General features: G+C 65.4%; 17 protein-coding genes. 15 read left to right on the plus strand and 2 right to left on the minus strand.

All coding sequences use genetic code 11. From position 1 onward, the window contains the following. The first annotated feature begins 39 nt into the window (after positions 1–39). The 9 genes from CH292_RS09420 (at position 40) to CH292_RS09460 (ending at position 9,712) form a co-directional block, all read left to right on the plus strand. On the plus strand, positions 40–780 hold the full coding sequence (locus CH292_RS09420; RefSeq protein WP_019665290.1) for a GNAT family N-acetyltransferase: 741 nt from the start codon (positions 40–42) through the stop codon (positions 778–780). A 62-nt stretch (positions 781–842) separates the two neighbouring features. Continuing rightward, complete coding sequence (locus CH292_RS09425; protein ID WP_037182497.1) at positions 843–2,513, plus strand: alkaline phosphatase; 1,671 nt, start codon at positions 843–845, stop codon at positions 2,511–2,513. Between the two features lie 92 nt (positions 2,514–2,605). Next, entirely contained in the window at positions 2,606–3,448 is an 843-nt protein-coding gene (locus CH292_RS09430; RefSeq protein WP_020113064.1) for a rhodanese-related sulfurtransferase, read from the plus strand. After that, complete coding sequence (locus CH292_RS09435; protein ID WP_094654543.1) at positions 3,441–4,337, plus strand: pseudouridine synthase; 897 nt, start codon at positions 3,441–3,443, stop codon at positions 4,335–4,337. The genes CH292_RS09430 and CH292_RS09435 overlap by 8 nt, the downstream gene beginning before the upstream one ends. A 95-nt stretch (positions 4,338–4,432) precedes the next feature. Beyond that, positions 4,433–4,792 carry a hypothetical protein gene (locus CH292_RS09440; protein ID WP_094654544.1) on the plus strand — a complete coding sequence of 120 codons (360 nt, stop codon included), beginning with the start codon at positions 4,433–4,435 and terminating at the stop codon, positions 4,790–4,792. Beyond that, positions 4,782–6,311 carry an ATP-binding protein gene (locus CH292_RS09445; RefSeq protein WP_256977989.1) on the plus strand — a complete coding sequence of 510 codons (1,530 nt, stop codon included), beginning with the start codon at positions 4,782–4,784 and terminating at the stop codon, positions 6,309–6,311. Before CH292_RS09440 ends, CH292_RS09445 begins: the two co-directional genes overlap by 11 nt. Next, the gene (locus tag CH292_RS09450) at positions 6,308–6,967 is read left to right on the plus strand and encodes a response regulator transcription factor (protein ID WP_019665284.1); all 660 of its coding nucleotides are present in this window, start codon (positions 6,308–6,310) and stop codon (positions 6,965–6,967) included. Before CH292_RS09445 ends, CH292_RS09450 begins: the two co-directional genes overlap by 4 nt. Further along, entirely contained in the window at positions 6,964–8,463 is a 1,500-nt protein-coding gene (locus CH292_RS09455) for an SLC13 family permease (RefSeq protein WP_094654545.1), read from the plus strand. The genes CH292_RS09450 and CH292_RS09455 overlap by 4 nt, the downstream gene beginning before the upstream one ends. A gap of 28 nt (positions 8,464–8,491) precedes the next feature. Continuing rightward, positions 8,492–9,712, plus strand: coding sequence for a glycerate kinase (locus CH292_RS09460; RefSeq protein ID WP_019665282.1), 1,221 nt, complete (start codon positions 8,492–8,494; stop codon positions 9,710–9,712). A gap of 146 nt (positions 9,713–9,858) precedes the next feature. Here the strand turns inward: CH292_RS09460 and CH292_RS09465 are convergent, their stop codons facing one another. After that, the gene (locus CH292_RS09465; RefSeq protein WP_094654546.1) at positions 9,859–15,327 is read right to left on the minus strand and encodes a carboxyl transferase domain-containing protein; all 5,469 of its coding nucleotides are present in this window, start codon (positions 15,325–15,327) and stop codon (positions 9,859–9,861) included. 801 nt (positions 15,328–16,128) lie between these two features. Between CH292_RS09465 and CH292_RS09470 the strand changes: the two genes are divergently transcribed. From CH292_RS09470 to CH292_RS09480, 3 genes are all read left to right on the plus strand, one after another. Then, complete coding sequence (locus CH292_RS09470) at positions 16,129–20,826, plus strand: AAA domain-containing protein (protein ID WP_094654547.1); 4,698 nt, start codon at positions 16,129–16,131, stop codon at positions 20,824–20,826. A gap of 71 nt (positions 20,827–20,897) precedes the next feature. After that, positions 20,898–21,548: an NAD(P)-dependent oxidoreductase gene (locus tag CH292_RS09475; RefSeq protein ID WP_026347816.1), complete on the plus strand. Its 651-nt coding sequence runs from the start codon at positions 20,898–20,900 to the stop codon at positions 21,546–21,548. Beyond that, complete coding sequence (locus CH292_RS09480) at positions 21,541–22,734, plus strand: metallophosphoesterase (RefSeq protein WP_094627444.1); 1,194 nt, start codon at positions 21,541–21,543, stop codon at positions 22,732–22,734. The genes CH292_RS09475 and CH292_RS09480 overlap by 8 nt, the downstream gene beginning before the upstream one ends. Here the strand turns inward: CH292_RS09480 and CH292_RS09485 are convergent. After that, on the minus strand, positions 22,731–23,606 hold the full coding sequence (locus tag CH292_RS09485; RefSeq protein WP_094627443.1) for an aldo/keto reductase: 876 nt from the start codon (positions 23,604–23,606) through the stop codon (positions 22,731–22,733). The two genes, CH292_RS09480 and CH292_RS09485, sit on opposite strands and share 4 nt — an antisense overlap. 46 nt (positions 23,607–23,652) lie before the next feature. On the opposite strand from CH292_RS09485, the gene CH292_RS09490 reads away from it, so the two are divergent. The 3 genes from CH292_RS09490 (at position 23,653) to CH292_RS09500 (ending at position 26,453) form a co-directional block, all read left to right on the plus strand. After that, positions 23,653–24,528: a Cof-type HAD-IIB family hydrolase gene (locus tag CH292_RS09490; protein WP_094654549.1), complete on the plus strand. Its 876-nt coding sequence runs from the start codon at positions 23,653–23,655 to the stop codon at positions 24,526–24,528. Beyond that, positions 24,525–25,055, plus strand: a complete 531-nt coding sequence (locus CH292_RS09495) for an LpqN/LpqT family lipoprotein (protein WP_094654550.1) — start codon at positions 24,525–24,527, stop codon at positions 25,053–25,055. Before CH292_RS09490 ends, CH292_RS09495 begins: the two co-directional genes overlap by 4 nt. Before the next feature lie 69 nt (positions 25,056–25,124). Then, entirely contained in the window at positions 25,125–26,453 is a 1,329-nt protein-coding gene (locus tag CH292_RS09500) for a hypothetical protein (RefSeq protein ID WP_094654551.1), read from the plus strand. Positions 26,454–26,939: the final 486 nt, after the last annotated feature.

The following is a 26,939-nucleotide window of genomic DNA, read 5'->3' on the forward strand; positions in this document are numbered from 1 at the left end:
GATCGCAACCGGTGACGGAGGCAGCGGCGGCTCCTAGCCTTGGTCGACGTGACCGTCGATCTACCCCGGAATCCAGGATCAGCAGTACGTGAGAGCGCACATCCGCTCGACGACGCCGTGCGGGAAGCGCTGCTCGGCGAGCATGCGCGTTTCGCGCAGTGGCGAGGCCGAATCGGTCGCTATCACCCTGATGTCGCGGGACACCTCGGGCACCCACAGCAGCTGTCGACGCAGGACTGGGACGACCTGGCCGGCATCGTCGGTCCCGGTGAGGAGACCTCGGTCCGAGGGTTCGGTCACGAGGTACCGGCAGGGTGGGAGGTCGTCGGCGGGTTCGATTCGGTCCAACTCGACGGGTCCGCGCTCGCCGTCGACCACGACCCCGACGCCGTCGTCCTCGGCGCCGACGACGTCCCGGACATCCTCGACCTCGTCGGCCGCACCAACCCCGGCCCGTACCGCATCCGGACCGTCGAGATGGGTCGGTACGTCGGAATTCGGGTCGACGGTCGTCTGGTCGCGATGGCAGGAGAGCGACTTCACCCACCGGGATGGACCGAGATCAGTGCTGTCTGCACGGACCCGGCCTTTCGTGGTCGAGGTCTGGCCACGAGGTTGGTGCGCGACGTCGGTGCAGGCATCGTCGACCGCGGCGAGACCCCGTTCCTGCACGCTCTCGCGTCGAACGTGACGGCGATCAGCCTCTACGAGACGCTCGGTTTCAAGCTGCGCAAGCGCTCGTATGTCACTCGGGTACGCACACCGGCAACGGATCGGTGAATTTTCCGCCGCTGTGGCCAGCCCGACTTGACCGGGGCCCGAAGTTCGCATGAACTGGCTCGGTGATCGTGAACGAGGGCGTGTCCAGACGAGGGTTTCTTCGATCGTCGACGGTTGCGCTCGCAGCTGCGGGTGCAGCGTCGGCGTTGCCTGCCGTGGCGCACGCTCAGGGTGAGGATTTCGTACCGTTCCAGCACGGCGTCGCGTCGGGGGATCCGACGCCGGATGCGGTGATTCTCTGGACTCGTGTCACTCCGGAGCCCGGTGCAACCCCGGGCTCGGGCCTCGGCCCGGCCACGACCGTGCGGTGGCGCGTGGCCACCGACGCTCAGTTGACGAACCTCGTCCGCAGCGGCGCTGTGACGACCGACGCCGGGGTCGATCACACCGTCAAGGTGGACGTCGACGGGCTGACGGCGTCGACGACGTACTACTACAGCTTCGAGATCGCCGACGGTGACGCCGCGGGTGTGCAGTCGGTCGTGGGTACGACGTCGACGGCTCCGGCGAACGACGCGGACGTCGAGCGAATCAGGTTCGGTGTCGTGTCCTGCTCCAACTGGGAGTCCGGGTACTTCGGTGCCTACCGACATCTGTCGACGCGGACCGATCTGGACGCGATCATCCACCTGGGCGACTACATCTACGAGTACCGCACCGGCGAGTTCGCCGGGAAGAACGGCGTCATCCGCGTCCACGATCCGGTCCACGAGATCGTGAGTCTCGCGGACTACCGGACCAGGCACGGCCAGTACAAGAGCGACCCCGACCTGCAGGCCGCGCATCTGGGGGTGCCGTGGATCTGCACCTGGGACGACCACGAAAGCGCGAACGACGCCTACGACGGCGGCGCCCAGAACCACCAGCCGGAGACCGAAGGGCCTTGGAACGTCCGCAAGGCCAACTCCGTCCAGGCCTACTACGAGTGGATGCCGGTACGAGCGGCGGGAACACCGCAGAATCGGCACCTCTATCGCAGACTCCGCTTCGGCAATCTGCTCGAGTTGTCGATGCTCGACCTGCGGACCTACCGATCCAAACAGGTTTCGCCGACGGCGGGAGCCGAGGTCGATTCACCCAACCGCACCATCACCGGTGCAGACCAGATGCAGTGGCTCACCGACGGCCTGATCAGCTCACCGACCCGCTGGAAGATCGTCGGCAATCCCGTCATGATCACCCCGGTGCTGGTCCCGCCGCTCGAAAGCGAAGCTGCGCGGGCGTTGACCGGGCTGCTCGGCATCCCCGAAGGCGGAGTGCCCTACATGGCCGACCCCTGGGACGGCTACACCGCCGACCGCAGGAAGCTGCTCGCCGCCATCGCGGACAACGGCGTGAACAACACCGTCTTCATCACCGGCGACATCCACTCCGCCTGGGCATGCGACATCCCTCAGGACGCTGCCCGCTACTTCGAAACCGGTGGCGTCGCGACGGAGCTCGTCGTCACCTCCGTGTCCTCGGCCAACGTCGACGACCTCACCAAGACCCCGCCGCATACCCTGGGCCGAGTCGCGGAGGCCGCGCTGACCACCCTGAACCGACACATCCGATACGTCGAACTGGACAGCCACGGGTTCGGAGTCTTCGACGTCACCCCGTCGGGCGTCCAGATGGACCACTGGTTCCTCGACGCCAAGGAGGACCCGCTCACCGGAGTGTCCTGGGCAGCAGGCTTCACCGTCGGCGACGGCATCGCCCGCGTCGACCCCGCTCCACTCCCCGTCCGCTAGCCGACCCCTCTTTTTTCGGACCGAACGTACCGTTCGGTCACTCTGAGTGAGCGAATGTGCCGTTCGGTCACCACGGGCGGCATACTTGCACCATGGCTGTACCGAAGATTGTGCTGTTCTACGTGTTCACTCCGCTGCCGGATCCCGAGGCGATTCGGCTGTGGCAGCACACCTTGGCAGCGTCGAACAACCTCACCGGGCGCATTCTGATTTCGGAGCACGGCATCAATGCGACGGTCGGCGGTGATGTGGAGGACGTCAAGAAGTATGTCCGCGGCACCCGAAGCTATGCACCGTTCAAGGCAGCCGACATCAAGTGGTCGGAGGGGCTGGGGGACGATTTTCCGCGCCTGTCGGTGAAGGTTCGGCCGGAGATCGTCACGTTCGGGGCGCCGGAGGAGTTGAAGGTCGACGAGAACGGGGTGGTGGGCGGGGGAGTGCACCTCAGTCCGCAGCAGGTCAACGATCTGGTTGCCGAGCGCGGCGATGACGTTGTGTTCTTCGACGGCCGCAATGCGTTCGAAGCGCAGATCGGCAAGTTCAAGAACGCCGTCGTCCCGGATGTGGAGACGACGCGGGATTTCGTGGCGCAACTGGACTCGGGCGAGTTCGATCACCTGAAGTCCAGCCCGGTGGTCACGTACTGCACGGGCGGCGTCCGCTGCGAGGTGCTGTCGTCACTCATGCGTTCCCGCGGATTCGAGGAGGTCTACCAGATCGACGGTGGAATCGTCCGGTACGCAGAGACTTTCGGCGACGATGCATTGTGGGAAGGATCGTTGTACGTGTTCGACAAGCGGATGACGGTCGACTTCTCCGACCACACCGAGGTGATCGGGAGATGCACGGTGTGCAGCAACCCGACCTCGAGATATCAGGATTTCGACGGCGACGACGGGCGGGGCCTTCGCTTGGTATGCGTGGACTGTGCCTGAGCATTCACAGCCTCCTCTGCCGTATCGGGACGGTCTCGCGCCGTTGAGAATCCGCCTTCCGCACGACGACTCGTCCGTACTCGTTCTCGACTACCTGCAGCGTGAGCATCCCGGAGACGACTGGGTGACGATGTTGACCGGCGGCGAGGTGGTCGACGAGAAGGCTCGGCCTTGGACCGTCGAGAGTCGTTACGCACCAGGGAGGTTCGTCCACTTCCATCGCGTGCCGGCACCCGAGACTCCGGTGCCGTTCGAGCTCGACGTTCTGTACGACGCGGAGGGCATCGTCGTCGTCGACAAACCGCATTTCCTCGCGACGATTCCTCGCGGAATGCACGTCACCGAGACCGCGACCGTCAGACTGCGTCGCCTCCTCGGTTGCGAGGACCTGACGCCCGCTCATCGTCTGGACAGAGCGACGGCAGGAGTGTTGATCTTCACCCGCTCGCGGGAGCTTCGGCGTCCGTACCAGGAACTGTTCTCCTCGCGGGCAGTGCTCAAGGAGTACGAGGCAGTCGCTAAATTCGATCCGTCTCTGGAATTCCCCCGGGTGGTGCGCAGCCGGATTCTGAAGGATCACGGTGTGATGGTCGCCCGCGAGGAACCGGGGGAGCCCAACAGCGAGACCCGCATCGAACTCGTCGAACGGTTCGGTGACACTGCTCGCTACCGGCTCTTCCCGCACACCGGCCGTACTCATCAGCTTCGGATTCACCTGTCCTCGTTGGGTATTCCCATCAAGGGCGACTCCTATTATCCGATCTACACCCGGACTGCAGCCGACGATTTCGACTCGCCGTTGCAGCTGCTCGCCCGTGCGGTGGAGTTCGACGACCCCATCACCGGTGGGCGTCGCAGATTCGTGAGCCGGCGGACCCTCGCGGGCTGAGCCGGAGTCGAACCGCCGCAAGAACAAGACACAGATGAAGAAACCTTCATGTGCGTCTCATGGGTACGTCATGGATTCCCGGCATAGTTCTACCCATGCACTCCTCCCGACCGCTCGCCGTCGGCGCGATACTCGCAGCCGCCGCGTTCGTCTTGGCGGCAAGTTTCCTCCTCACCCGCGCCCCTGATCCGGAGTTGGATCCGGCGCCGGTGGTGGTGAGCGTCGTACCGACTGCAACCCAGCCGACTGCAACCCAGCCGACTGCGACCCAGCCGACCACGACCCAGCCGGCCCCGCAGCCGCCGACCGAGCTGCCGCCACCGCCGCCTGCCCCTGCCCCAGCCCCAGCGCCTGCTCCCCAGGCTCCCGCGCCGGCTCCTCAGGCACCGGTGATTCCGTACGACGACGACTGGGACGACGACGGCGACGACGGTGGGGACGACGATGACGACTGATACGACAGCTCCCGACTCGACTGCTCCCGATTCGACTGCAGTGACCAGGCGCGGATCCTCCCTTCCGGCTCGCTGGAAGATCACGGCCTGGATCATGCTGACGACGCTTCTGCTTCTGGTCGTCGTTCTGGTCACGGCTCGTAATCTGCTGCTGCGTGACGTCGACGTGCGAGCCAACGACGACATCGTGCAGGAGGCAGACGAGTTCAGGACGTTCGCCGCGGAAGGCGTCGACCCGACGACGACGCGCCCGTTCGTGTCCGTCGAGCGGCTGCTCGAGGTCTATCTGGCGCGGCAGTCGCCCAGCCTCGGTGAGGTGATGATCGGAGTCGTCGGCAACGACGTCGTCGGACAACCTCGTGGGGATGTCCCGGACGCGTTGATGCAGGATCCGGGACTGGTGCGTTCGTCGATCGACTCGGCGCAGCCTGCCGGCGTCGTCGAGACGGTGTCGGGTCAGATGCGCTGGGGACGAGTCGATGTCGACGACGTCGCCGGGACGGGCGGAACGTTGTTCGTTGCGGTGTTCACCAAGTCCGGACGCGACCTCGTGGGCCGCACGATGCAGACGATGGCTCTCGTCGGCATCGTCGGATTGTCGCTCACGGCAGGCGTCGCGTATCTGGTGGCAGGCCGCATCCTGGCACCGGTGCGCACCGTGCGTACCGTTGCCGCGGAAATCGGTGAGACGGATCTGACCGCGCGGGTGCCGGTGCACGGTCGTGACGACATCGCCGACCTCGCCGAGACGTTCAACGCGATGCTGGATCGGCTCGAGAGCGCCTACACGACACAACGCCAGTTCGTCGACGACGCCGGCCACGAATTGCGGACCCCCATCACGATCGTCCGCGGGCACCTCGAGCTGATGTCCGACGACCCCGACGAGCGGCGCAAGACGTTGGCGTTGGTGGACAGCGAGCTCGGACGAATGGGCCGGATCGTCAGCGATCTGCTCATGCTGGCGAAGGCGGAGCAACCGGACTTCGTCGTCCGCAAGACCGTGGACGTAGCGCAGTTGGTCCTCGACATCGAGTCGAAAGTGCAGACGATCGGCGATCGGCAGTGGTTGCTGATGGAGGTCGCGGAGGGAACGTGCAGTCTCGACGCGGAACGTGTGACGCAGGCGATGGTGCAGATGGCCGCCAACGCGGTGGGACACACCGCGGTCGGGTCTCGAATCCGGCTGGGGTCGCGCTTCGACGGCGACGGAGACGGAAGGGTCCTCTCGTTGTGGATCACCGACGACGGCCCCGGTGTCCGGCCCGAGGACGCGCCGCTGATCTTCGAACGATTTCAGCGAGGGTCTCCGGCCGATCGGACGACGCCGCAGCAGCGCTCGGGTGCGGGACTCGGCTTGGCCATCGTCCGAGCCATCGCCGACGCGCACGGCGGGTCCGCCTGGGTGCGCAGTGTGCACGGCGAGGGCGCGACCTTCGGCCTCGACCTGCCGAGCCCGGGACACACCGTCATCACCGAACAACAGTACGACGACACCGCCACGAAGGAGATCTCATGAGCCGCATACTCATCGCCGAGGACGATGTGCACATTGCGTCGTTCGTCGGAAAGGGCCTGCGCGCCGCTGGATACAGCACCGAGCATGTCGCCGACGGTGAGACGGCGCTCATGATGGCCCGCGAGGGCGGGTTCGACATGGTGGTGCTCGACATCGGGCTCCCGTCGATGGACGGCTTCACTGTTCTTCGTCAACTGCGGGGTGAGGGCGTGAGCACTCCGGTCGTCGTCCTGACGGCCCGTGACAGTGTCCGAGACACCGTGGCCGGACTCGAAGGCGGCGCGAACGATTACATGACCAAGCCGTTCCAGTTCGCGGAATTGCTTGCACGCGTGCGCTTGAGATTGCAGGACGACGTGTCGATCGGTGCGGAGTCGTCGCTGGTGCTGCGGGATCTGAGCTTGGACCTGCGGTCTCGCCGAGCGCAGATCGGCGATCGGGTGGTCGATCTGACGGCACGTGAGTTCGCGTTGCTCGAAGTCTTTCTCAGACACGCCGACCAGGTGCTCTCCCGGGAGCAAATTCTGGGTCAGGTGTGGGGTTACGATTTCGATCCTGCGTCCAACGTCGTCGACGTCTACGTTCGGGCGCTGCGCTCGAAGATCGGTGCCGAGCGTGTGGAGACGGTGCGCGGCATGGGATATCGATTGCGATGACCGAGACACGTTTCGCAACAACCCCGCCCACCAAGCTCGGCCGCACCGGGCCCAGTCGCCCGAGGATGCGGATCCCCGCGCCGACGCTGCCCATTGCGCTCAGCGGTGTCGTCGTCCTGCTTCTCTGCGTTCGCGTGGTGTTCGCCGGTGTCGCCGGGGACCTCTCGTTCGACGGAACGGTCACGGTGCTTGTCTTCCTCGTCGCGGTGTGGATGTGGATTTTCGCGCCGGTGGACGACACGTACGTCGCTCTCGGCGCGGCACTCACTCTCGTCCTGGCAGGTCCGGTCGACGCCGAGACGTTCACCGGCACCCTGGGCGACACCGTTATCTGGCTGTTGGTCGGATCCTTCGTCATCGCCGCAGCAGTCACGGCGAGCGGACTGGCGTCGTGGGTCGCCGCGCGGGTGTTGTCCGCGGCACGCACTCCGCGCCAACTCGTCCACCTCGTGACCATCGTTCTGCTCGTCACCACCTACGCGATTCCAGCGACGTCGGGGCGGGCCGCCCTCGCACTCCCGGTGTTCCTGGCGTTGGCCGCGGTCCTGCGGCACCGTCCGAAATTGGTGCTGGCCTTGGCGATCGTATTTCCGTCGGTGATCCTGTTCTCGGCCGTCGGTTCACTGCTCGGTGCAGGAGCGCATTTGATCACCAGCGAAATCCTGCGGACCGCCACGGGCTCGGGAATCGGCTTTCTGCAGTGGATCCTCCTCGGTCTTCCTCTGGCGATCGTGTGGTCCCACATCGCGGCCGAGATCGCGCTGTCGCTCTTCACCGACCGATCCGAGCGTACAAATCCGATCACGCTGAGCACGAACGCATTCGGTGTCAGCTCGGCCGCACCCCTCACCAGGCCGCAGCGTCGGCTCGTCGCGTTGCTCGGCGTCGTGATCGTGCTGTGGTCGAGTGAACCGCTGCATGGCATCGACCCGGCGATCGTGGCGATGATCGGAGCGCTGTTGGCGGCGGCTCCGCGCCTGGGTGCTACCACGCTGCCTGCCGCGCTCAAGACCATTCCGTGGTCGCTGTTGCTGTTCATGGCGGCGACGCTGTGTCTGGGTGTCGCCCTGACCACCAGCGGTGCCGCCCAGTGGTTCGCCGACATTGCGTTCGGCCCGGTTCGCGGAATGGGCGGGTCGGCAGCCACGTCGTTGGTGGTGGTCGTCGTTCTGGTGTCGCTGGTGTCCCACTTGGTGATCCAATCGCGTTCGGCTCGGTCCGCGGTGCTCGTCCCCATCGTGATCGCCACGGCACCTGCCTTCGGAATCGATCCTGCTGCAGCGGCATTCGCATCGACCGCCGCCGCGGGATTCTGTCTGACTCTCACCAGTTCTGCCAAGCCGGTTGCCATGTTCGCTGCCTCGGACACCGTCCCCGGCTACTCCGGATCACATCTGCTTCGGATGTCCGCTGCCCTCGCTCCGGTATCGGTGGCGCTGATCCTCGCCTGCGCGTTGTGGGTCTGGCCCGCACTCGGGCTGTCCCTGCATTCCTGATCGTCCACGTCCCCAGAGGAGAACCGCCATGTCCAATCGCGTCCCGCAGAGAATTCTCGTTGCTCCCAGCGGTTTCAAGGAAAGCCTGTGCGCAGAGTCGGTGGCGACCGCCATCGCTGCAGGTGTGCGACGCGTACTGCCCGGGGTGCGCGTCGACACCGCGCCGATCGCCGACGGCGGGGAAGGCACTGCACGCACTCTGGCCGCCGCGACGCGAGGACAACTGCACGACGCGGTGGTGACGGGACCCGTCGGACAGGCGGTGACCGCGCAGTGGGCAACCCTCGGTGGTTCGGCGACCGGCGTTGCCGTCGTCGAAATGGCTGCGGCCGCTGGGCTTTCGCTCGTACCGGCCGACATGCGTGACCCGGGGGCGACGACGACGTACGGCGTCGGGCAGCTCATTGCGGCCGCACTCGACGCCGGGGCCGAGCAGATTCTCGTCGGCTGTGGGGATTCCGGGACGTGCGACGGTGGGGCCGGAGCACTGCAGGCGCTCGGTGCTCGGATTCTCGACGCCGAGGGGATCGAGATCGGCCTCGGAGGAAACGAACTGACCCGAGCCGTGTCGATCGACCGGAGCGGACTACATCCGAGGTTGGCCGACGTGGAAGTGGTGTTGGCCTGCAACCCGCACAACGTCCTGTGCGGTTCGGGCGGGGTGGCACGCGTGTTCGGGCCACAGAAGGGCGCGTCCACGACGCAGGTGGAACGCTTGTCCGAGGCCCTGGAGAACTGGGCCGACGTCCTCGAACGCGACGGAGTCCACGACGGCGACATCCGGCACGGCCTCGGTACAGGAGCGTCGGGAGGGCTGGGCGCCGGTCTCGCAGCCGGTGTCGGGGCCGCCCTCCGGTCTCGATTCGACGCCCTTCTCGATTCGGGACTGTCCGGAATCGACCTCGACCGCCGAATTCGCAAGGCGGACCTGGTGATCACCGCCGAAGGGTCGATCGACTTCCAGACCCCGAAAGGCAAAGTCCCCGCCGAAGTGGCGCGGCGCTGCCAACGACTCGGCGTACCTCTCATCGCGCTGGCAGGATCGCTGGGACAGGGTGCGCCGGCTGTCCACGACGTCGGCATCGCAGCCATCGCATCGATCATCACGGTCCCCATGCCCCTGGCCGAAGCCGTAGCCAATGGCGAGTCCCTGCTCACCGATGCAGCGGAGCGAACGATGCGGATGATTCTCCTCGGCGGCGCCGTCTCCGCACGGTCCGGTGGCAAACGACGCAAGGGTGCCGCCTAGCCACCGCGCACCCCCTTTGGGTGGGACCGAATGAACCGTTCGGTCACTCCAAGTGACCGAACGTCACGTTCGGTCCGGAAAATGGAGGCCAGCCCGGACACGACTGCGCCCCCTGACCAACGGTCAGGGGGCGCAGCGGTTGGAGGTTATGCCTGTGCGCGGGCGATGCCTCGTTCGATGGCTGCGATGATTTGTGGTCGCAGTTCGGAGGCGGGGACGATGTGGTCCACGGATCCGACTTGTTGTGCTCGCTGGATGTTGTGGATTGCTTCGAATTCCGCGGCGACTTCGCCGAGTTTGGCGTTGCGGACGTCGGCCTTGGTCGAGGCCAGTTCGACGCGTAGGTGTGCGCGTTCGGCGTCGGTGTCGGCTGCGGTGAGCCGGGCTTCGAGTTCCTTCACCGCGTCGTCGGCTGCGGTGCGGGCGTTGACGTCGCGGGTGAAGACGACGGCTGCGGCGGGTGCACCACCGAGGACGGAGGCGAAGGAGCCTTCGACGGCGAGAACTTCCATGTTGTCGTTGAGTGCTCCGGAGAACACCACGAATGCGCCGCCGTGGTAGCGGGAGACGACGCAGAACACGATGGGTCCGTCGAAGTTGACGATGGCCCTTCCGATTTCGGCGCCGTATTCGAGCTGGATGTTGCGCAGCGACTCGGGTGAACCGTCGAAGCCGGACAGGTTGGCCAGCACCACGATCGGACGTGATCCGCTGGCGGCGTTGATGGCTCGTGCGGTCTTCTTCGACGAGCTCGGGAACAACGTGCCCGACGTCCACTGGTCCGGTCCGTCGGCGGGGAACCAGCCCTTACGGGGGATGGCCCGGGATTCGATGCCGATGACCGAGACGGGGATTCCGGCGAGGTGTGCATCGAAGACGACGGAGGTGTCGGCGTCGGCCATGTCGGCCCAGCGCTCGAGGACCGAGTGATCCTGGTCGACGACCGCGCGCATGACGGTGCGGATGTCGAACGGCTTCTTGCGGTCCGGGTTGGTTGCGCTGGAGAAGATGTCGCCGACGGTGGTGAAGTCGCTCGACGGGTGCACGTGCGGGTAGCTGCGCACGTCGCGGTCGGTCGGGTCGGCGGTGACGGCGCGGCGTGGGAAGCGTTCGCCGGGCAGCGCGTATGCGTGGTCGTAGTGCGCGAACAGAACTTCCACGGCGGCACGCAGGTTCGGCGCCCAGTACTGGGCCTGGCCGTTCGGTCCCATGACGCGGTCGTAGCCACCGATGCCGAAGTTGTCTTCGGCGGAGACTCCACCGGAGTAGTCCAGGGACTGCTTGCCGGTGAGCACCATGGCGCTGTCCGGGGTCATCACGAGGATGCCCTTGGTGTGGGCGAGCATGGTCGCTTCGGCGTTCCAGTACGGCTGGGCGCCGACGTTGATGCCTGCGACGATGATGTTGATCTCGCCGCCGCCCTGGGTGAACGTGATGATCCGGCGCAGGCCGCGCGAGACCCAGTCCATGTTCTCGGTTCCGGTGGCCATCGAGATGGTGGCGCCGGAGGACAGGGCGAACCATTCGACGGGTGCGCCGATCTTCTCGGCGAGGTCGATGGCGGCGACGATACGGGAGCATTCTGCTTCGGCGACGGTGCCGAGCGCCTTGGTCGGGTCACCGAACAGGGCGACGCGGGTGATGCCTTCGGGGTAGCGCTCGCTCGGTGTGGTGACGACGCCGGCGATGATGCCCGCCTTGTTCTTTCCGTACGGACGGTCGACGGCGCCGAACGTGCCTGTTTCGTCGAAGTCGTATTCGGTGAACGTTCCGCCTGCTTCGGTCAGCAGAGGGATCAGCTCGTACGGGTACACGGTGCCGCGTGCCTGCGAACGCTGAACCTTCTGGGTGTACTCGTCGATCGGGCGCAGCGGCTCGGTCGGCTTGTCGGTGACCTTGGCGACGATGCCTGCGCCGGAGCGGTAGGAGAAGCGGACTGCGACGTCGCGGGGGACGGAGTTGACGCCATCCTTGAGGCGCGCGATCAGGGTGATCTCTTCCAGGCCTGCGCCGATGGTCGACGGCGCGATGTGGCGTGCGATGGTCGCCAGGCGGTCCTCGGGTACGTCGAGCACAGGCCAGACGTAGAGGGTGACGCGGTTGGCGTCGAGGCGCTTCTTTCCGCGCTGTGCCTGGAATCGACGGATGCCGTCGAGGCATGCTGCGACGGTGCGCTCGATTTCGGGGACGGCGACGACTTCGCCGTTCTCGTCGAGTTGGGTGGTGACACCGCGGATTTCGGCGAGAGCCATGAGGCGCTCGTCGGACGGGTTCTCTTTCGCCTTGAGCTGGAAGAGGTACGTCCCCGGCGTGGCAGGCAGACGCTTGCCGTCGAAGTTCTTCAGGCGCCACAGATCCAGTCGCTGCCCGGTGAGCGGGTGCATGTCGCGGATGACGATGTCCTCGGCGAGCGGTTCGGAGCCGTCGACGTTGGGTCGGCGGAACGTCACGTTGCGAACGTCGTCGCCGCAGACGGTGATGGTGATGCGACGCCATCCACGTGTGCGGGGATGCTCGGACAGCACGGCGTGAATGGTCGACGAGATCTCGTCGCCGTCGGCGGGAGCGTCGGGCCAGGAGAGGTAGAGGTCGACGGCGAGGTGCTCGGGGGTGGGGCCTGCGATGTCGTCGATGGCGTCGAGAGTCGCGCGGAGTTCCGCGAACGACGTTGCGGTGGAGACCAAGTGGAGACGCTCACCGGCGAGTTCGAAGTTGCCGGTGACGAAGTGCTTGCCTTCACGGTCGAACGCCTTGACGTCCTCGAGCGTGCGGATCTCGTAGAACTGCCTGGTGATGACCTCGAGCAGGGCGCCGGGGTTCTCGATACGGGATGCGAGGAGGTCGATCAGTGGTTCCGGCGTCGAGACCAATGCGTCGATACGTGCCGCGTAATCGTGGGCGTCGGGGTTCTCGGCGAGGTACTGCAGGCTGCCGCGAACTCCGTCGTAGACCTGGTCGCGTGCACGTGCGATCTGCGGGGCGTCGAACAACCGGAACCGCAGGTTGCGGGCGACGTCGCCGATGACCGGGTAGCGAGCCTGGGTGGCGACGATGAGTCGCTCGAGCACGTCGCCGATCGCGGATTCGCTGGCTTGCTGGGCAGCGGAGTCGGTCAACCAGTGGTCCAGCAGAGCAGCGACGACGGGAACCTGGTTCTCGATGCGTTGGAGTGCGAGGAAGACGCGGTAGACGGCCTCTTCGAGCTCGGGGCCGCGTTCCAGATCGCCTGCGTCGTAGTGTCGAAGTGCACGAGAGAGCTTGCTGCGGAACGCATCCGGCAGTCCTTGGACGTCGGCGTCGAGTGAGCCGAGGAACGAGTGGAAGTGCTCACGCGGGGAATGGACACGCTCGTCGGTGTTCTCCTCGTCCATCGTCGGACGATTACGGGAGAGCTCGCAGATGTCGGCGAAGGTGTTGAGCAGAACCAATTCTGCATCGACGACGCTGCGGTCGTCGCGTGGAACGTCGGCACGCAGGGTTTCGTACTCGGTCAGCAGGGTGCGCGCACGCGATGCGCTGACGTCGAATCCGGTGATCAGGGCGGACAGTTCCTCGAGTACGCCCAGCGCCTGGCAGCTCGCCGACGCACCGGATGCGAGGTCCGCCGTGCGGAATTCCACCCGTGCCGTCTGGCTGGCGGCCTTCTGCTCGCCTGCCTGGTCGACACGCAGCAACGCGGCGCCGGAGTCGACCTGGCCGTTGACCGAGGCGAGTACCTCGCGGACCTTGCCGGCGTAGGGGGAGCGGACCGCGGTTTCCATCTTCATGGATTCGAGTACGACGAGGGTCTGCCCTGCCTCCACGTCGTCACCCACGGCGACGGGGACTGCGACGACGACGGCAGGTGCGGGGGCGCGGACGAGGCCCGCCTCGTCCTGGCTGATCTGGTGGCTGATGCCGTCGACCTCGACGAGGAAGTGCGCGGCCTGCGCGACGGTCACGACGGAGTATCGGCGGCCACCGAGGACGAGTCGGCTCTCGTATGCGCCGAGGCGTTCGACATCGACCTGCAGGTCTCCGCTGTCACCGTCGACGCGGTAGCTGTGCGGTCCGGTCTGGCCGACGGTCAGCTTGTAGGCCTGACCCTGGTAGCTCAGTTCCACGGTACGGCCGACGGTGTGGCTGGCGCGGGGGCGTCCGCCGCGGGCTGAGGTGAGGAACGACGCACGTTCGTGTGCTTCCTCGGCGTCGTAGGCGTCGATGGCCGCGGCGATGATCGCGATGTCGGCTGTGGCCGTCGGGCCTGCGGGGGTGCCTGCGTCGGTGCGGTCGAGCCAGCCGGTGTCGGCGGAGGCGGTGATGACCTCTTCCTTGTCGAGCAGGCCGAGCAGGAACGACTTGGTGGTGGTACCGCCGTCGATGACGACGGTGGTCTCGCGCAGTGCGTTGCGCAGGCGGGCGAAGGCCTCGCTGCGATCGCGGCCCCAGGCGATGACCTTGGCGACCATGGAGTCGTAGTCCGGGGGAATGACGTCGCCCTGGGCGATACCGGTGTCGACGCGGATGCCGGTGCCGAGCGGGAACTTGAGCAGTTCGACGCTGCCCGGTGCCGGTGCGAAGCCGTTGTCGGCGTCCTCGGCGTTCAGGCGTGCCTCGACGGCGTGACCGAACTCGGCTGGGCAGTCTCCTTCGAGGCGGTGGCCGCCCGCGACGAGAATCTGCAGCTTCACCAGGTCGATTCCGGTGGTGTACTCGGTGATCGGGTGCTCGACCTGCAGTCGAGTGTTGACCTCGAGGAACGTGAAGATCTTCTGCTCGGGCTGGTACAGGTACTCGACCGTGCCTGCGCCTGCGTATTCGGCTGCGCGGACGAGTTCGGCGGACACGGACCGCAGGTGGTCGGACTGTTCCTTGGTCAGCAGCGGCGAGCTGGACTCTTCGATGACCTTCTGGTTGCGGCGCTGGATCGAGCAGTCGCGTACGCCCGGAGCCCAGACATTGCCGTGGTTGTCGGCGATGACCTGAACCTCGACGTGGCGGGCGTCGGTGACGAGACGTTCGATGAACACGACCGGGTCACCGAAGGAACGCTCGGCCTCGCCCTGGGTGCGCTCGAGTGCGAGTTCGAGTTCGTCCTCGTGGAAGACCTTGCGGATGCCGCGGCCACCACCACCGGAGCGGGCTTTGATGATCAGCGGGTAGCCGATCGCCTGGGCGTGACGACGAGCGTCGGCGCGGGTCTCGACGGGTCCGCCGGACCACGGTGCCACGGGGACGCCGACTTTCTCGGCGAGGAGCTTGGCTTCGACCTTGTCGCCGAGCAGGCGCATCGCGCTGGACGACGGACCGATGAAGGTGATGTTCAAGCGAGCGACGATGTCGGCGAACGCCGGGTCCTCGGCGACGAATCCCCATCCGACCCACACCGCGTCCGCGCCGGACTCGACGAGGGCGGCCTCGAGCACCTCGTAGTCGAGGTAGGCGGAACCGGACGCGGGCTTACCCAGGGTGACGGCCTCGTCGGCTTGGCGCACGAACATGGCCCGACGCTCTGCTTCGGTGTGCAGCGCGACCGTCCGGATGCCGTAGTCGTGCTCTGCGTTGAGTTCCTTGACGGCCCTGATCAGGCGTACTGCCGCCTCGCCTCTGTTGACTACTGCAATCCGCTTGAACAACGTGTCTCTCTTCGTCTCGGGTGAACTCGGTCTGTCTCACGTCGGGCACTACTTTTCGAGCCCGTCGGGTTCTATCAGATCTTCGGTCGGCGCCAGGGCCGATTCGGGGAATCTGCTTCGTCGTGGTCGGTCGAACGGTGCTGTTGGGTGGTCACACTGTGCCGATGTGTCCTTGCGGTGGCGACCACGCCCGATTCTCCGATCTCGACGGCTTGTACTCGTGGCCCGTCGATATCGGATGGGCCTGTCTGAATGTCGACTTATTCTAGCCGCTCACAGCACGTTTGCGATGTCAACTTCCGACTCGGTGGATGTGACAGATATCGCGTTGTTCAAACCTCAACCACCGCAGGGCATTTCACGAGCTATTCGCGATTCCTCTATGAATTGTCACGGAAGACTTGACGGCATACTGGCGAGTAGCGTTGGCAGAGGCCGACTTTCACGTTGTGGAACGTTCCCGGTTACCGGCCGGTACATTACCAGCGGGTAGGGGTGTCGGTGGGTCCCGCCCGACACTTCGACGCGGGCTCGATCGCCCTTGGTTGGCCTGTGAGTGCGGCCGACGTCGAACAACGCGCGTTGTGAACTTGCACGATAGACCGGGCAACCGGTTCGGAGACCATGACCATTACCGTCCCGGAGACTATTCTGGCGGTCCAGTGCAAGCATCCGACCTGTTCCAGGATGGCCGTTTCGAAGAGTGCAGAGGTAGTGGCAGTGTCGACTTCATCGGTTCCGGGCCGCGGTCATACGGGCCTCGGTCACGCAGGCCTCGATGGTCAGAATGTGGAAGGCCGAGTGCTTCGGCTGCTGCAGTTCCTGCGGGAGATCGTCACGGCACGTACCGAGCCGACGCTGGATTACGAGGATCACCTGCGGGTTCAGTGGATCGACGGCGAGACCGGTGCGCTCCGGCTCGACAGGAACGCCAGGGCAGGTGGCGTGGTGTTCCGAGCGGGACGCGTCGACGTCTCCGAGCCACCCGAGCTGCCGGCTCTGCTGAAAGGGCTCGTCGACCCGGCGATGATCGGCGACAGCCGCTACCGCGCGCTCGACCTGGAGGAATCGAAGGACACCGAGGCGGGTTACAGCGACACCGATGCGGATTTCGACATCCGCCGGGCGTACGAGATTCGCCAGGAGTTCGCGTCGTATTCAGCCAAGTGGCGTGTCTGGGCGGAGAACGATCGCAAGGTCAGGCCCCAGGCGTCTCTCTACGAGTCGCTGCAGCTGATGATGCAGGAGGTCGCCTCGCGGCCGGAGTCGGTCGAAGTCGTCGTCGCATCCGGTCTGCTCGGTCTCGCCGCGACGGATTCGTCGGCCGCGATCCGCACTCACGTCCTGACGCAGTCGGCGACCATCGAGAGGGACGTACGCACCGGGGACCTGCTGGTCACGCTCGCCGCGCACGCTCAACCGCATCTGGAGGATTCCAGATTGCTCGCATCCCACCCTCGATTCGACGTCTCGGGGTCGGTCGAGCTGCAGCAGACCCTCGCGTCGTCGGTGTCGTCTCCTCTCGCACCGCCGGTTCGGGAGTATCTGGTGGACTGGGCTCGGCGCACTCTCGACGTCGACCTGGAGGTGCGGGCCGAGCTGGACCGCCCGGCGACGTTCGGGGTCTCGGACAAGCCGACCCTGACGCTGTCTCCGGCAGTGGTGATGCGCAAACGAGACTCCTACGCCCTGCTGGACTACTACGAGCAGATGATCGCCGAGCTCGGACGAGACGGCGCGACGGCACCTCTCGGTCTCGCTCAGCTGGTCGAGCCCATCGAGCCGGCGGATCGGTTGGCGTGGCTGGAGCGGTCGGGCGCGGCGGACCCCCGCGAGATCGCCGAGGACCCGATGTTCCCGCTACCGGCGAACGCGGAGCAATCCCAGATCGTGCATCGCCTCGGACGTGACAGTGGGGTCGTCGTGGAGGGCCCACCGGGAACCGGGAAGACGCACACGATTGCCAACCTGATGTCCTCGCTGCTCGCGCGGGGGCAGAGGGTTCTGGTCACTAGTGAGAAATCACAAGCATTGCGTGTGCTGCGGGACAAGCTTCCTCCTGATCTACAGGAGTTGTGCGTGTCCATCACCGACCTGTCGCGCGGCGGGTCCGAGGAACTCAGTCGCAGCGTGGCTCGCATCGCGGATCGAAAAGCGGCCTACAACGACATCGACGACGCCGAGAAGATCGATTCCCTCGTCGCACGTCGCGCCGAAGCTCTCGCCCGACGCGATGGGTTGTTGGATGCGGTCGCCGAGGTGAGGGCAGCAGAAACCGTTGTACACCCGTATATCTCGGATGGATTCGAGGGGACAGCTGCGACCGTCGTGCGCAAGGTGAGTTCGCTCGAAGGAGCCCACGAGTGGCTGCCGGGCCCCCTGTTCGGTGAGCGCCCACCACTGAGCGGGACCGAGGTCGATCGGCTGCGCCGCTTGATCGCGACCGCACGTCAGGGCAGGGATGCCAGGACTGGACAGGCTCTTCCCGCGCTCGAGACGATGCTGCCCAACTCGGCCGAGCTGAGAGCCCTGTGCGAGCGCGCGAGCGCGACGGCACCGACGACGTCCGATCAATCCGCTCAGCTGGTCGAATTCCTCGGTGGGGTCGATCCGGCGGCTGCGTTCGACATCCGCAGACTCTGCGAGGAGCTCGACGCTCGTGTCCGCGATGTCCAGGAGCTCGACGCCGTGTATCGGCAGTTGACCGATTCCGTTCTGTCCGGCGAAGCCGCTCATCTGTGGTCGAGAGTCAGCGGAACAGTGTCGACGGTCGACGTCGCGGCGCAGTCGGACCGTTTCGTCGGCGCGCACGACGTGCGCAGTTCGCTGACGTCGAACGCTGCGTTCCAAGCTCTCGAATCCTTCGCCGTGGCACTGGAATCGGGCTTGGAATGGAAGGGGAGATTCCGCAAGAGCGAGCAGCAGAAGGCCGTCGAGCAGCTGGGCATCGTGGCGGAGGTGGACGGGACGGCTGCTGCCTCGGCCGCGGCCGTGCGTCTCGTGGCCGAGCATGTCCGTGCTCTCGACATCGTTCGTACTGCGTCGGTTCTGTTGGCCGACTTGGGAATCGAGGTGTCCACGGACGGATCCCGGTCACGACAGGTCAACGATCTGCAACTCGTCGCCAGCAAGCTCGTTCGCGTGTCGGGTGTTCTCCATGCACGTGACGCCCTGGTCGAGCGTTTGTATGCAGTGTCTCCGTCTGCCCCGTGGATCCGAACCCTCGACGACGCGCAGAAGTTCGCGGGGTCCGCCGGTGCCATCGCGACTCGTATCGATGCGGACGTCGCTCGCGCCGAGTTGGAGCGGGTGCTGTACGGCGTTGCGGTCCAGATCGACAGTGGTCCGTCTCCGGAGGGTAACGTGCTGGTCGCCGCGATCAGCTCGGCCGACGCCGACGCGGTTGCCGCCGCGTGCGATTCCTACCTTCTCGCCTGCGCCGAGCAGAAGGATCAACTCGAACAGGATGCGTTGTCCGCGAGGCTTATCGCGACCGCACCAGCGTTGCACGAGCTCGTCGTGGAGACTGCGGCCGACCCTGAATGGGACGAGCTGAGTTGGCAGATGTCCAAGGCGTGGGCGTGGCGCCGGGCGCGTGAGTGGGTGTCCGAACAACACGACTCGGGCCTCGAATACCGTCTCGACGCCGAGCTGAACGTGGCCGAGGCGGACCTGTCCTTTCTCACCGCCAAGCTCGGTGCGGCCATGGCGTGGCGTGACTGCCTCGAACGGATGACGGCCGTGGAAGTTCGTGCCCTGCAGACCTATCGGGAACACATTTCCGCGATCGGCTCGGGTGCGGGAAAGTACGCGGAGACCTATCGAAGTGCGGCTCGATCGGCCATGCGCGACGCACAGAGTGCCGTGCCGGCGTGGGTCATGCCTCTGCAACAGGTCCTCGCGTCGGTGCCGCCGGTCGCGGACAGCTTCGACGTTGTCATCGTCGACGAGGCCAGTCAGGCGGACATCAGCAGCCTGTTCCTGCTGTACCTGGCTCCGCGCGTCATCGTCGTCGGTGACGACCGTCAGTGCGCGCCGGCGGATGTTCCGCAGACCGGGACCCTGGAGGACGTCTTCACCAGGTTGGACGTCTATCTTCCCGATCTGCCGGAACACGTTCGCGCAACTCTGACGCCGCGATCGAGTCTGTTCTCGATGCTCCGGACGAGATTCGGCCAGGTCGTCAGGCTGCGGGAGCACTTCAGGTCGATGCCGGAGATCATCAACTGGTCTAGTCAGCAGTTCTACGGTGATTCCCCACTCGTCCCGGTGCGGCAGTTCGGGGCGGACAGGCTTCCACCGTTGCGGCACACGTACGTGCCGGATGCCACCGTCGTCGGCAAGGGCGCGACGCTGGTCAATCGCGTGGAAGCGTTGGCCATCGTCGGCCAGATCGTGAAGTGTCTCGCCGATCCCTTGTACCACGGCAAGACATTCGGAGTCGTTGTACTGCAGGGGAGTTCGCAGGTCGACGAAATTCGCAACGAGCTCATCAAACGTATCGGCATCGACCAGTGGGAGGATCGCCGACTCCGTGTCGGCACGCCCCCGGACTTCCAGGGAGACGAGCGCAGCGTCGTGTTCCTGTCCATGGTCGTCTCGCCGAGCCAGCCGTTCGTCGCGTTGACGGCAAATCAGTACAAGCGTCGGTTCAACGTCGCGGCGTCGCGTGCGCAGGACCAACTGTGGCTGTTCCATTCGGTCACCGTGGACCGGCTCAAGCGCGCGGACCTGCGTAACAGTTTGCTCGGGTACATGACGTCGGTGTCGCCTGCATCGGTTGTTCCGATGCCGCTCGGAGTGGACGCCGAATCACGCCACACAGATTTCGCGTCGTTGTTCGAGCAGCGAATCTTCGTGGAACTTCGCGATCGGGGTTACCACGTGACTCCGGGAGTCGAGGTGAACAACCGTCGGATAGATCTTGTCGTCACCGGGCAGGCCTCGCGGCTGGCGGTCGAGTGCGACGGTGACACGGTCCTGGACAGTCCGGAGCGGCTACGGGCAGACCTCCAGCGCGAACAGGAACTGAAACGGTGCGGCTGGACGTTCTGGCGAGTGCGCGAGTCGGAGTACTACCTCGACCCCGAGGCCGCCATGAGCACCCTGTGGTCGACGCTCGCCGCCGGTGGTATCGAACCCGATTCGGTGCGCGCCGACCCGGACCCGATCCGGACGATGGAGTGGACACCGTTGGACCTCGAACCGCGCAAGGAGGACATCGTCACCGAGGTGGCGTTGCCCGGTCGGGCTCCACGGCCGGCGGACGAGAATTCGTCGTGGAACGGGTGGCTCGGGCGATCGCGGGAGGACGAGGACGTGGACGTGCCGGCGGAAGCCGTCACCGAGGTCTGGACGATGCCCGCGGATGTCCGCGCGAGTTCCCCCGCGGATGTCCGCGCAAGTTCCCCCGCGGATGTCCGCGCGAGTTCCGAGGACGACGGCATCGTCGACGTTGAACTGCCGATCAACGGATTTCACGGTCGACGACGGTCGTAGCGGCAGGACCGGCGCGTCCGTGGCTGTGCGTTAGCGTGGAACACGACCTGTTTTCATTCGAGGGAGTGTTCATGTCCAGAGTTGCCATCTTCGGAGGCCACGGCAAGATCGCACTACGTCTGGCGCCGTTGCTCGTCGCACGGGGGCACGAGGTCGGAGCGATCATCCGTAATCCGGAACACGTGAACGACGTCGCGAATGCCGGTGCCACTCCGGTCGTCGCCGATATCGAGACTCTCGACGTCGAGAAGATCGCTGCGCTGATCGACGGTTTCGACGCAGTCGTCTGGTCGGCAGGCGCGGGCGGCGGAGACCCGAAGCGCACCTACGCCGTGGATCGCGATGCAGCCATTCGATCGATGGACGCGTCGGGCCGCGCGGGTGTGTCGCGATACGTCATGGTGTCGTACTTCGGTGCGGGGCCGGACCACGGCGTGGATCCGGACAATTCTTTCCACGCGTATGCGGACGCCAAAGCCGCAGCCGACGAATATCTGCGAACGACGTCGCTCGAGTGGACCATTCTCGGTCCGAGTGCCCTGACTCTGGAACCAGGTACCGGTTCCATCACGACGCGTGACGCCGGTGCGACGGGTGCGTCCGTGACCCGTGACGACGTCGCAGCAGCGATCGCAGCGGCATTGGACGACGAGTCCACCGTCGGCCGTTTCATCGAGTTCGACAACGGTGACACCCCCATCGCCGACGCGTTGCGTGGGTGACCGGACCGGGCGGCCGGTAGAGGCGCCGAACCGGCCACCGCTCGTGCGTCGGTTGACGGTGTCGTCCGTCGTTCTGTTGGTCGTGGTGCTGCTCTTCGGCGTTCCGTTGTGGACGCTGTTCTTCGCGGGTACGGATTGGCCGGCGGCCGTGTCGGTCGCGGGATGTGTCGGAATCCTCCTGGCTGGGATCACTCTGCCCACGGCCATGGTCCTGGGGCACGCGCGAGGGGACGACCGTGCGGCGCGAGTCGGCGACACGGTGCTCGGCGCTGTGTGGGTGCTGTTCGTGTGGAGTGTTCTGGGCAATCTCCTCGGCGCGGTGCTGGCTGTCGCCGGGATCGAGGATCCGTTCCGCTCCAGGCTCGTCGCGTGCGCGGTGGTCGTCGTCGTGGTCGCGCTGCTGGTGTGGGGGCACTACGAGGCGATGAAGGTGCCTCGCGTCGTCGAGAAGGACGTTCATCTCGAGCGACTCGGCGCGGACCTGGACGGGTTGCGAGTGGTGATGATCACCGACACCCACTACGGTCCTATCGACCGCGCCGGATGGTCGGCCAGGGTGGTGGAGAGAATCAATGAGCTCGACGCCGACGTCGCGTGTCACATCGGTGATCTGGCCGACGGGTCGGTCGCCGCGCGCCGGCATCAGGTGGAACCGTTACGGCACGTTCGTGCTCGGTACGGGCGGGTGTACGTCACCGGGAATCACGAGTACTTCGGCGAGGCTCAGGCCTGGCTCGATCACATGGGATCGCTCGGGTGGACAGCGCTGCACAACGAGCGCATCGAGATCGGTTCCGGGAGCAGCGCTCTGGTGATCGCGGGCGTCGACGATCGGACGGCGTCGGGCTCGGGGACGGGCGGGCACGGCGCGGATCTGGATCGGGCCTTGGACGGGGCGGACCCGCAGGTGCCGGTCTTCCTGCTTGCCCACCAGCCCAAACAAGTCGACGACGCGGTCAGGCGCGGAGTGGATCTGCAGGTGTCCGGGCACACTCACGGTGGGCAGATCTGGCCTTTCCGGTACCTGGTTCGGCTGGATCAGCCCACCGTGCGAGGTCTCAGTGCGCACGGTGAGCGGACCCAGCTCTACACCTCGCCCGGTACGGGCTTCTGGGGTCCGCCGTTCCGGGTGTTCGCGCCGAGCGAGATCACCGTTCTGGTTCTCCGTGCTCGGACTGCGGGCTAGTCCGGCGCGCCGAGATTCAGCTCGTCGGGGTGGGCTCCGACGCGTGCGTTGTCGTCCAAGGTGGCAATCTCGCTGAGGTCCTCAGGCGTGAGCTCGAAGTCGAACACATCGATGTTCTGTGAAATCCGTTCGTCGTGAACGGATTTGGGGATCACGATCAGGCCGTTCTGCAGGTGCCAGCGAATCAACACCTGTGCTGCGGATTTGCCGTGACGCTCGCCGATGGTCGTGATGACCGGGTCGGTGAGCAGGGTGTTGGGCTTGGATGCCTTGCCCCACCCGGAGTTGCTCGTTCCACCGAGCGGACTCCACGACTCGACAGCGATACCGTGCCGAGCGGCCGTGTCCTTTATCGCCTGCTGGGTGAGATGGGGGTGTAACTCGACCTGATCGACAGCGGGCAGCAGGCCGCCGCGGTCGATCAGCAGCTGTAGGTGGCGAGGCTCGAAGTTGCACACTCCGACTGCTTTCGCCTTGCCGGATTCTGCGATCTTCTCGAACGCTTCCCAGGTTCGAAGCAGTCGATCGTCGTTCTGCAGGGGCCAGTGGATCAGGTAGAGGTCGACGTAATCGAGGCCGAGTTTGCTCAGGCTGGTGTCGAAGGCTGCCAACGCGGGCTCGTAACCCTGATCGGCGTTCCACAGCTTGGTGGTGACGAAGATGTCCTCACGCGCGACGTCGGCCGACGAGATGCCTCGACCGACGGCTTCTTCGTTGCCGTACGCCGCGGCGGTGTCGATGTGGCGATAGCCGGCTTCGTCGAGCGCGTACCGGACAGCGTGCTCGGTCTCGCTGTCGGCTGCCTGCCAGACTCCCAGGCCGAGCTGGGGGATCGTGGTTCCGGAATTGAGGGTCAGGTTCGGAGTGCTCACACGTTCAAGGCTAGCGCCGTCCACCGTCCACCATGCCCGCATTGCCGTGGCCGGTGCGAGCGCTGGCATCATCGTGGGTGTGACGGTTCGTTTGCTTGCCACAGACCTCGACGGGACTCTGTTGAATTCGGAGCGTTCTGTTTCGGCACGAACTGCAGCGGCGATGGCCGCCGCCCGGGCCGCCGGGATCGAGGTTGTCTGGGCGTCGGCCCGGGCCAGGCACTCCATCCACGAGTTGGCCCAGTCCTGCGGATTCACGGGCAAGGCGATCGGCGCCAACGGAGCTGTTGTTCTCGATCTCGCCGACGGCACGCCCGTCATCTCCGGGACGACGTCCATCGACGCGACTGCGGTCGCGACGGCGATGAAGAGGGTCCGTGACGTCGTGCCGGGGGTCGTCTTCGCGACGGTCGGTGCGACTCGATTCGTCGCCGAGCGCGGATACGCCGCTCTGTGCGTGTTCGCCGACCATCATCGGCACCCCCACGAGATGGATGTCCGGTCGACGGTTCTGTCCGACGAGCCGACGGTCAAGATCGTTGCTCGTCACCCTGATCTTCCCAGCGTGGAGCTGTACCGAACGGTGTTGGCCGCAGAGGTCGACGGTGTCGAATTGACCCATTCCGGCGCACCGTACATCGAGATGTCGGCGACAGGTGTGTCCAAGGCCAGCGCGCTGGCGCGGTTGTGCGAGGAGTTGGGCATCGATCGGACCGCCGTCGCAGCCGTCGGTGACGCGTTCAACGACGTCCCCATGCTCGAATGGGCAGGAACCGCTCTGACCACCGAGAACGCGATGCTGGAGATCAAAGAGATCGCGGACAGAATCCTTCACTCCAACGACGACGACGGGGTGGCTCGGTACCTGGAAGAGCTGACAGAAGACCGTGCAGGACATTCGACAGAAGGAGCCCCCTCATGACTTCCGGCAGCGGTGACTTGACTGTCGCCCAGTACCTTTCGTCGAACGGCATTCAGGTGACGCCGGTCGGGCGCGACGCTGCGGCCGCCCTCGGGGTGGTGGCGCACACCCCGGCCGGGTGGGAGGCGGCACCTGCCGAGCAGTTCCCCGGCGCGACGGCCGTGCTCGTCGAGACTTCGCTCGTGGAGAACGGCTTCGCGCCGAACGCCGTGCTTCTTGTCGGAAAGCTTTCCACGGCAGTCGATTCCGGTCCGTTACTCGACTGCAGCTTCACCGATGCTCGACTGATGCCGGGGTGGTCCGAGGCATCGACAAGCGTCGAAGACCTCGGGCCGTGGCCGGCACGGTTCCTTGCTGGGTCGTTCACTGCGGAGCAACTGGAGTTGAACGTCACGACGCGGTACGCCGTTCTCGGTGTCGACGAGCAGTATCTGGTGCAGTTGACGGTCACCATCCTGGCCGGCCAAGCCGAGAAACTCGCGTTCGACGTCGCCGCGATCAACGACGGACTGTTCGATTTGGGATAGCTCACCCGTTCTGATCGGACCCGATCGGTGCGACGCACAGTCACCGCACAGTTCACTACAGTCGGACACATGCCGAATCGCACCGGACGCGCACGGCATCTGACGCTGGTGCCGGACCTCCCGACCGAGCCGCGTCGGGAACTCGAGTTCGCACGAGCCGTACGCGACGTACCCGCCGACGGGGCGTCGGGGATCGTGCAGTTGACGCTGCACGTCGAGCTTCTGTCGTACGTCCCGACGGTGTGGCGACGCTTGAGACTTCGGTCGGACTTGTTACTTCCTGAACTGCATGCGCTGATCCAGGCCGCGATGGGCTGGCACGACGAGCACTACCGGCTGGACTCCGCGTCGGACACGTTCGTTCCCGCTGGCTTACGAGACGGAACCGACGCGGCGGGCGATCATGTGCGCGTGGACGCGGTACTGGCCCGCCCAGGCGATCGTGCTTACTACCGGTTCGATGAAGCGCGTGGCTTGTCGGTGCAGGTCATGGCGGTGGACATGGACATCGACGACCTACGGCCGACGTGCCTGGGCGCCGAGAACATTTGCCCCGGCCACGGGGCCGACGCGGATGCAGTATCCGGCAGATCCTCGACGCCGACAGTGGACGAGATCAACACACGTCTGCGCGGAGCCAGAGAAGTTCGCTCGTCGGAGACCGAAAGCGCAGCTGCATCGGCACTGGTTGCGAGGCTGTTCAGTCGAAGCGGTGCCGTCCCGAAGCCTCGTTTGCTGGAACTACTGCCTCGATGCGAGCTGACCATCGAGAGTTCCGTCGACCTGCCGGTAGCTGACACCGCCATGACGAAAATGATGTGGCTGCTTCGGAAAGTCGGTGACTCCGGCATCGCACTGGCCGGCGGCAGATTGCCGCCCCGTGTAGTGGAAGCCGTCCGCGACGAGCTGGACTGGGGAATCGGCTGGGTAGGCGACAGTCTTTTCGAAGCCGACCACCACCAAGCAACGGACCTGAGGGAAGCCGCGAAGGCGCTGGGTCTCGTTCGCGTGTTCAAGGGGGAGCTCGTTCGAACCAGAGTCGGCACCGCATTGGTCGACGACCCGGTCGGGCTCTGGCACCACTGCGCAGCTCGGCTGCCTCTCGGAAAGCAACCTCATGAACAGGACGCCGGAACGCTCTTCCTGATCGCGCTCGCCGCCTCGGCTTCACGCGCCCAACGGGACGCGATGATCGTCGAAGTCACGGGTGCACTCGACTGGGTGACCGGAGACCACGGCGCATTCGAAGCGCAGAAGATCGCGCACCCGACCGTTGCATTTCTGGATCTGATCGGTGCACACGGGCCGTTGTTCTATCTCGGCGGAGGGGGAGCGGAGTCCCCGATCTGGGCTCGACGGTTCGCTCGGGACGCGCTTCGGACTAGCCGACGCCTCTGACCAGGCGATTTGGAGTTCGGCGAGTCGTCGCGTAACTTTTGTCGAGTCAGAGCGACACGGACACCGACTCCAGCCGAGAGGTTGGAGACAACGAGGTTGTACGGTAGCTTTTGATTGGTTTGTCCCCCAAGAGTCGGAGCTTGCCTCCGAGACCAAGCTGGGATAGACTGGAACAGTTGCCCTTGATGCTGGTAGGCGTGAGTCTGCGGGTGGAAAGTGTGTGCGTGTTCTTTGAGAACTCAACAGTGTGTCGATGAATGTCAGTGCCGAATGTTTTTGGTGCTCATGCCTTTTGGGGTGTGGGTGTGACATCTTCTTGCTTCATTCTTCCCGTCTGGGGTGAGAAGATTTTTTTGTAGTGCTAGTTGAGTTTTTTTGCTAGTGATGTGGACTTGATGTCATTTGACTGATTCACGATCTTCGGATTGTTGTTTCTAGAGTCTTTTACGGAGAGTTTGATCCTGGCTCAGGACGAACGCTGGCGGC

This window comes from Rhodococcus sp. 14-2470-1a (assembly GCF_002259425.1).
Taxonomy (GTDB): domain Bacteria; phylum Actinomycetota; class Actinomycetes; order Mycobacteriales; family Mycobacteriaceae; genus Rhodococcoides; species Rhodococcoides fascians_E.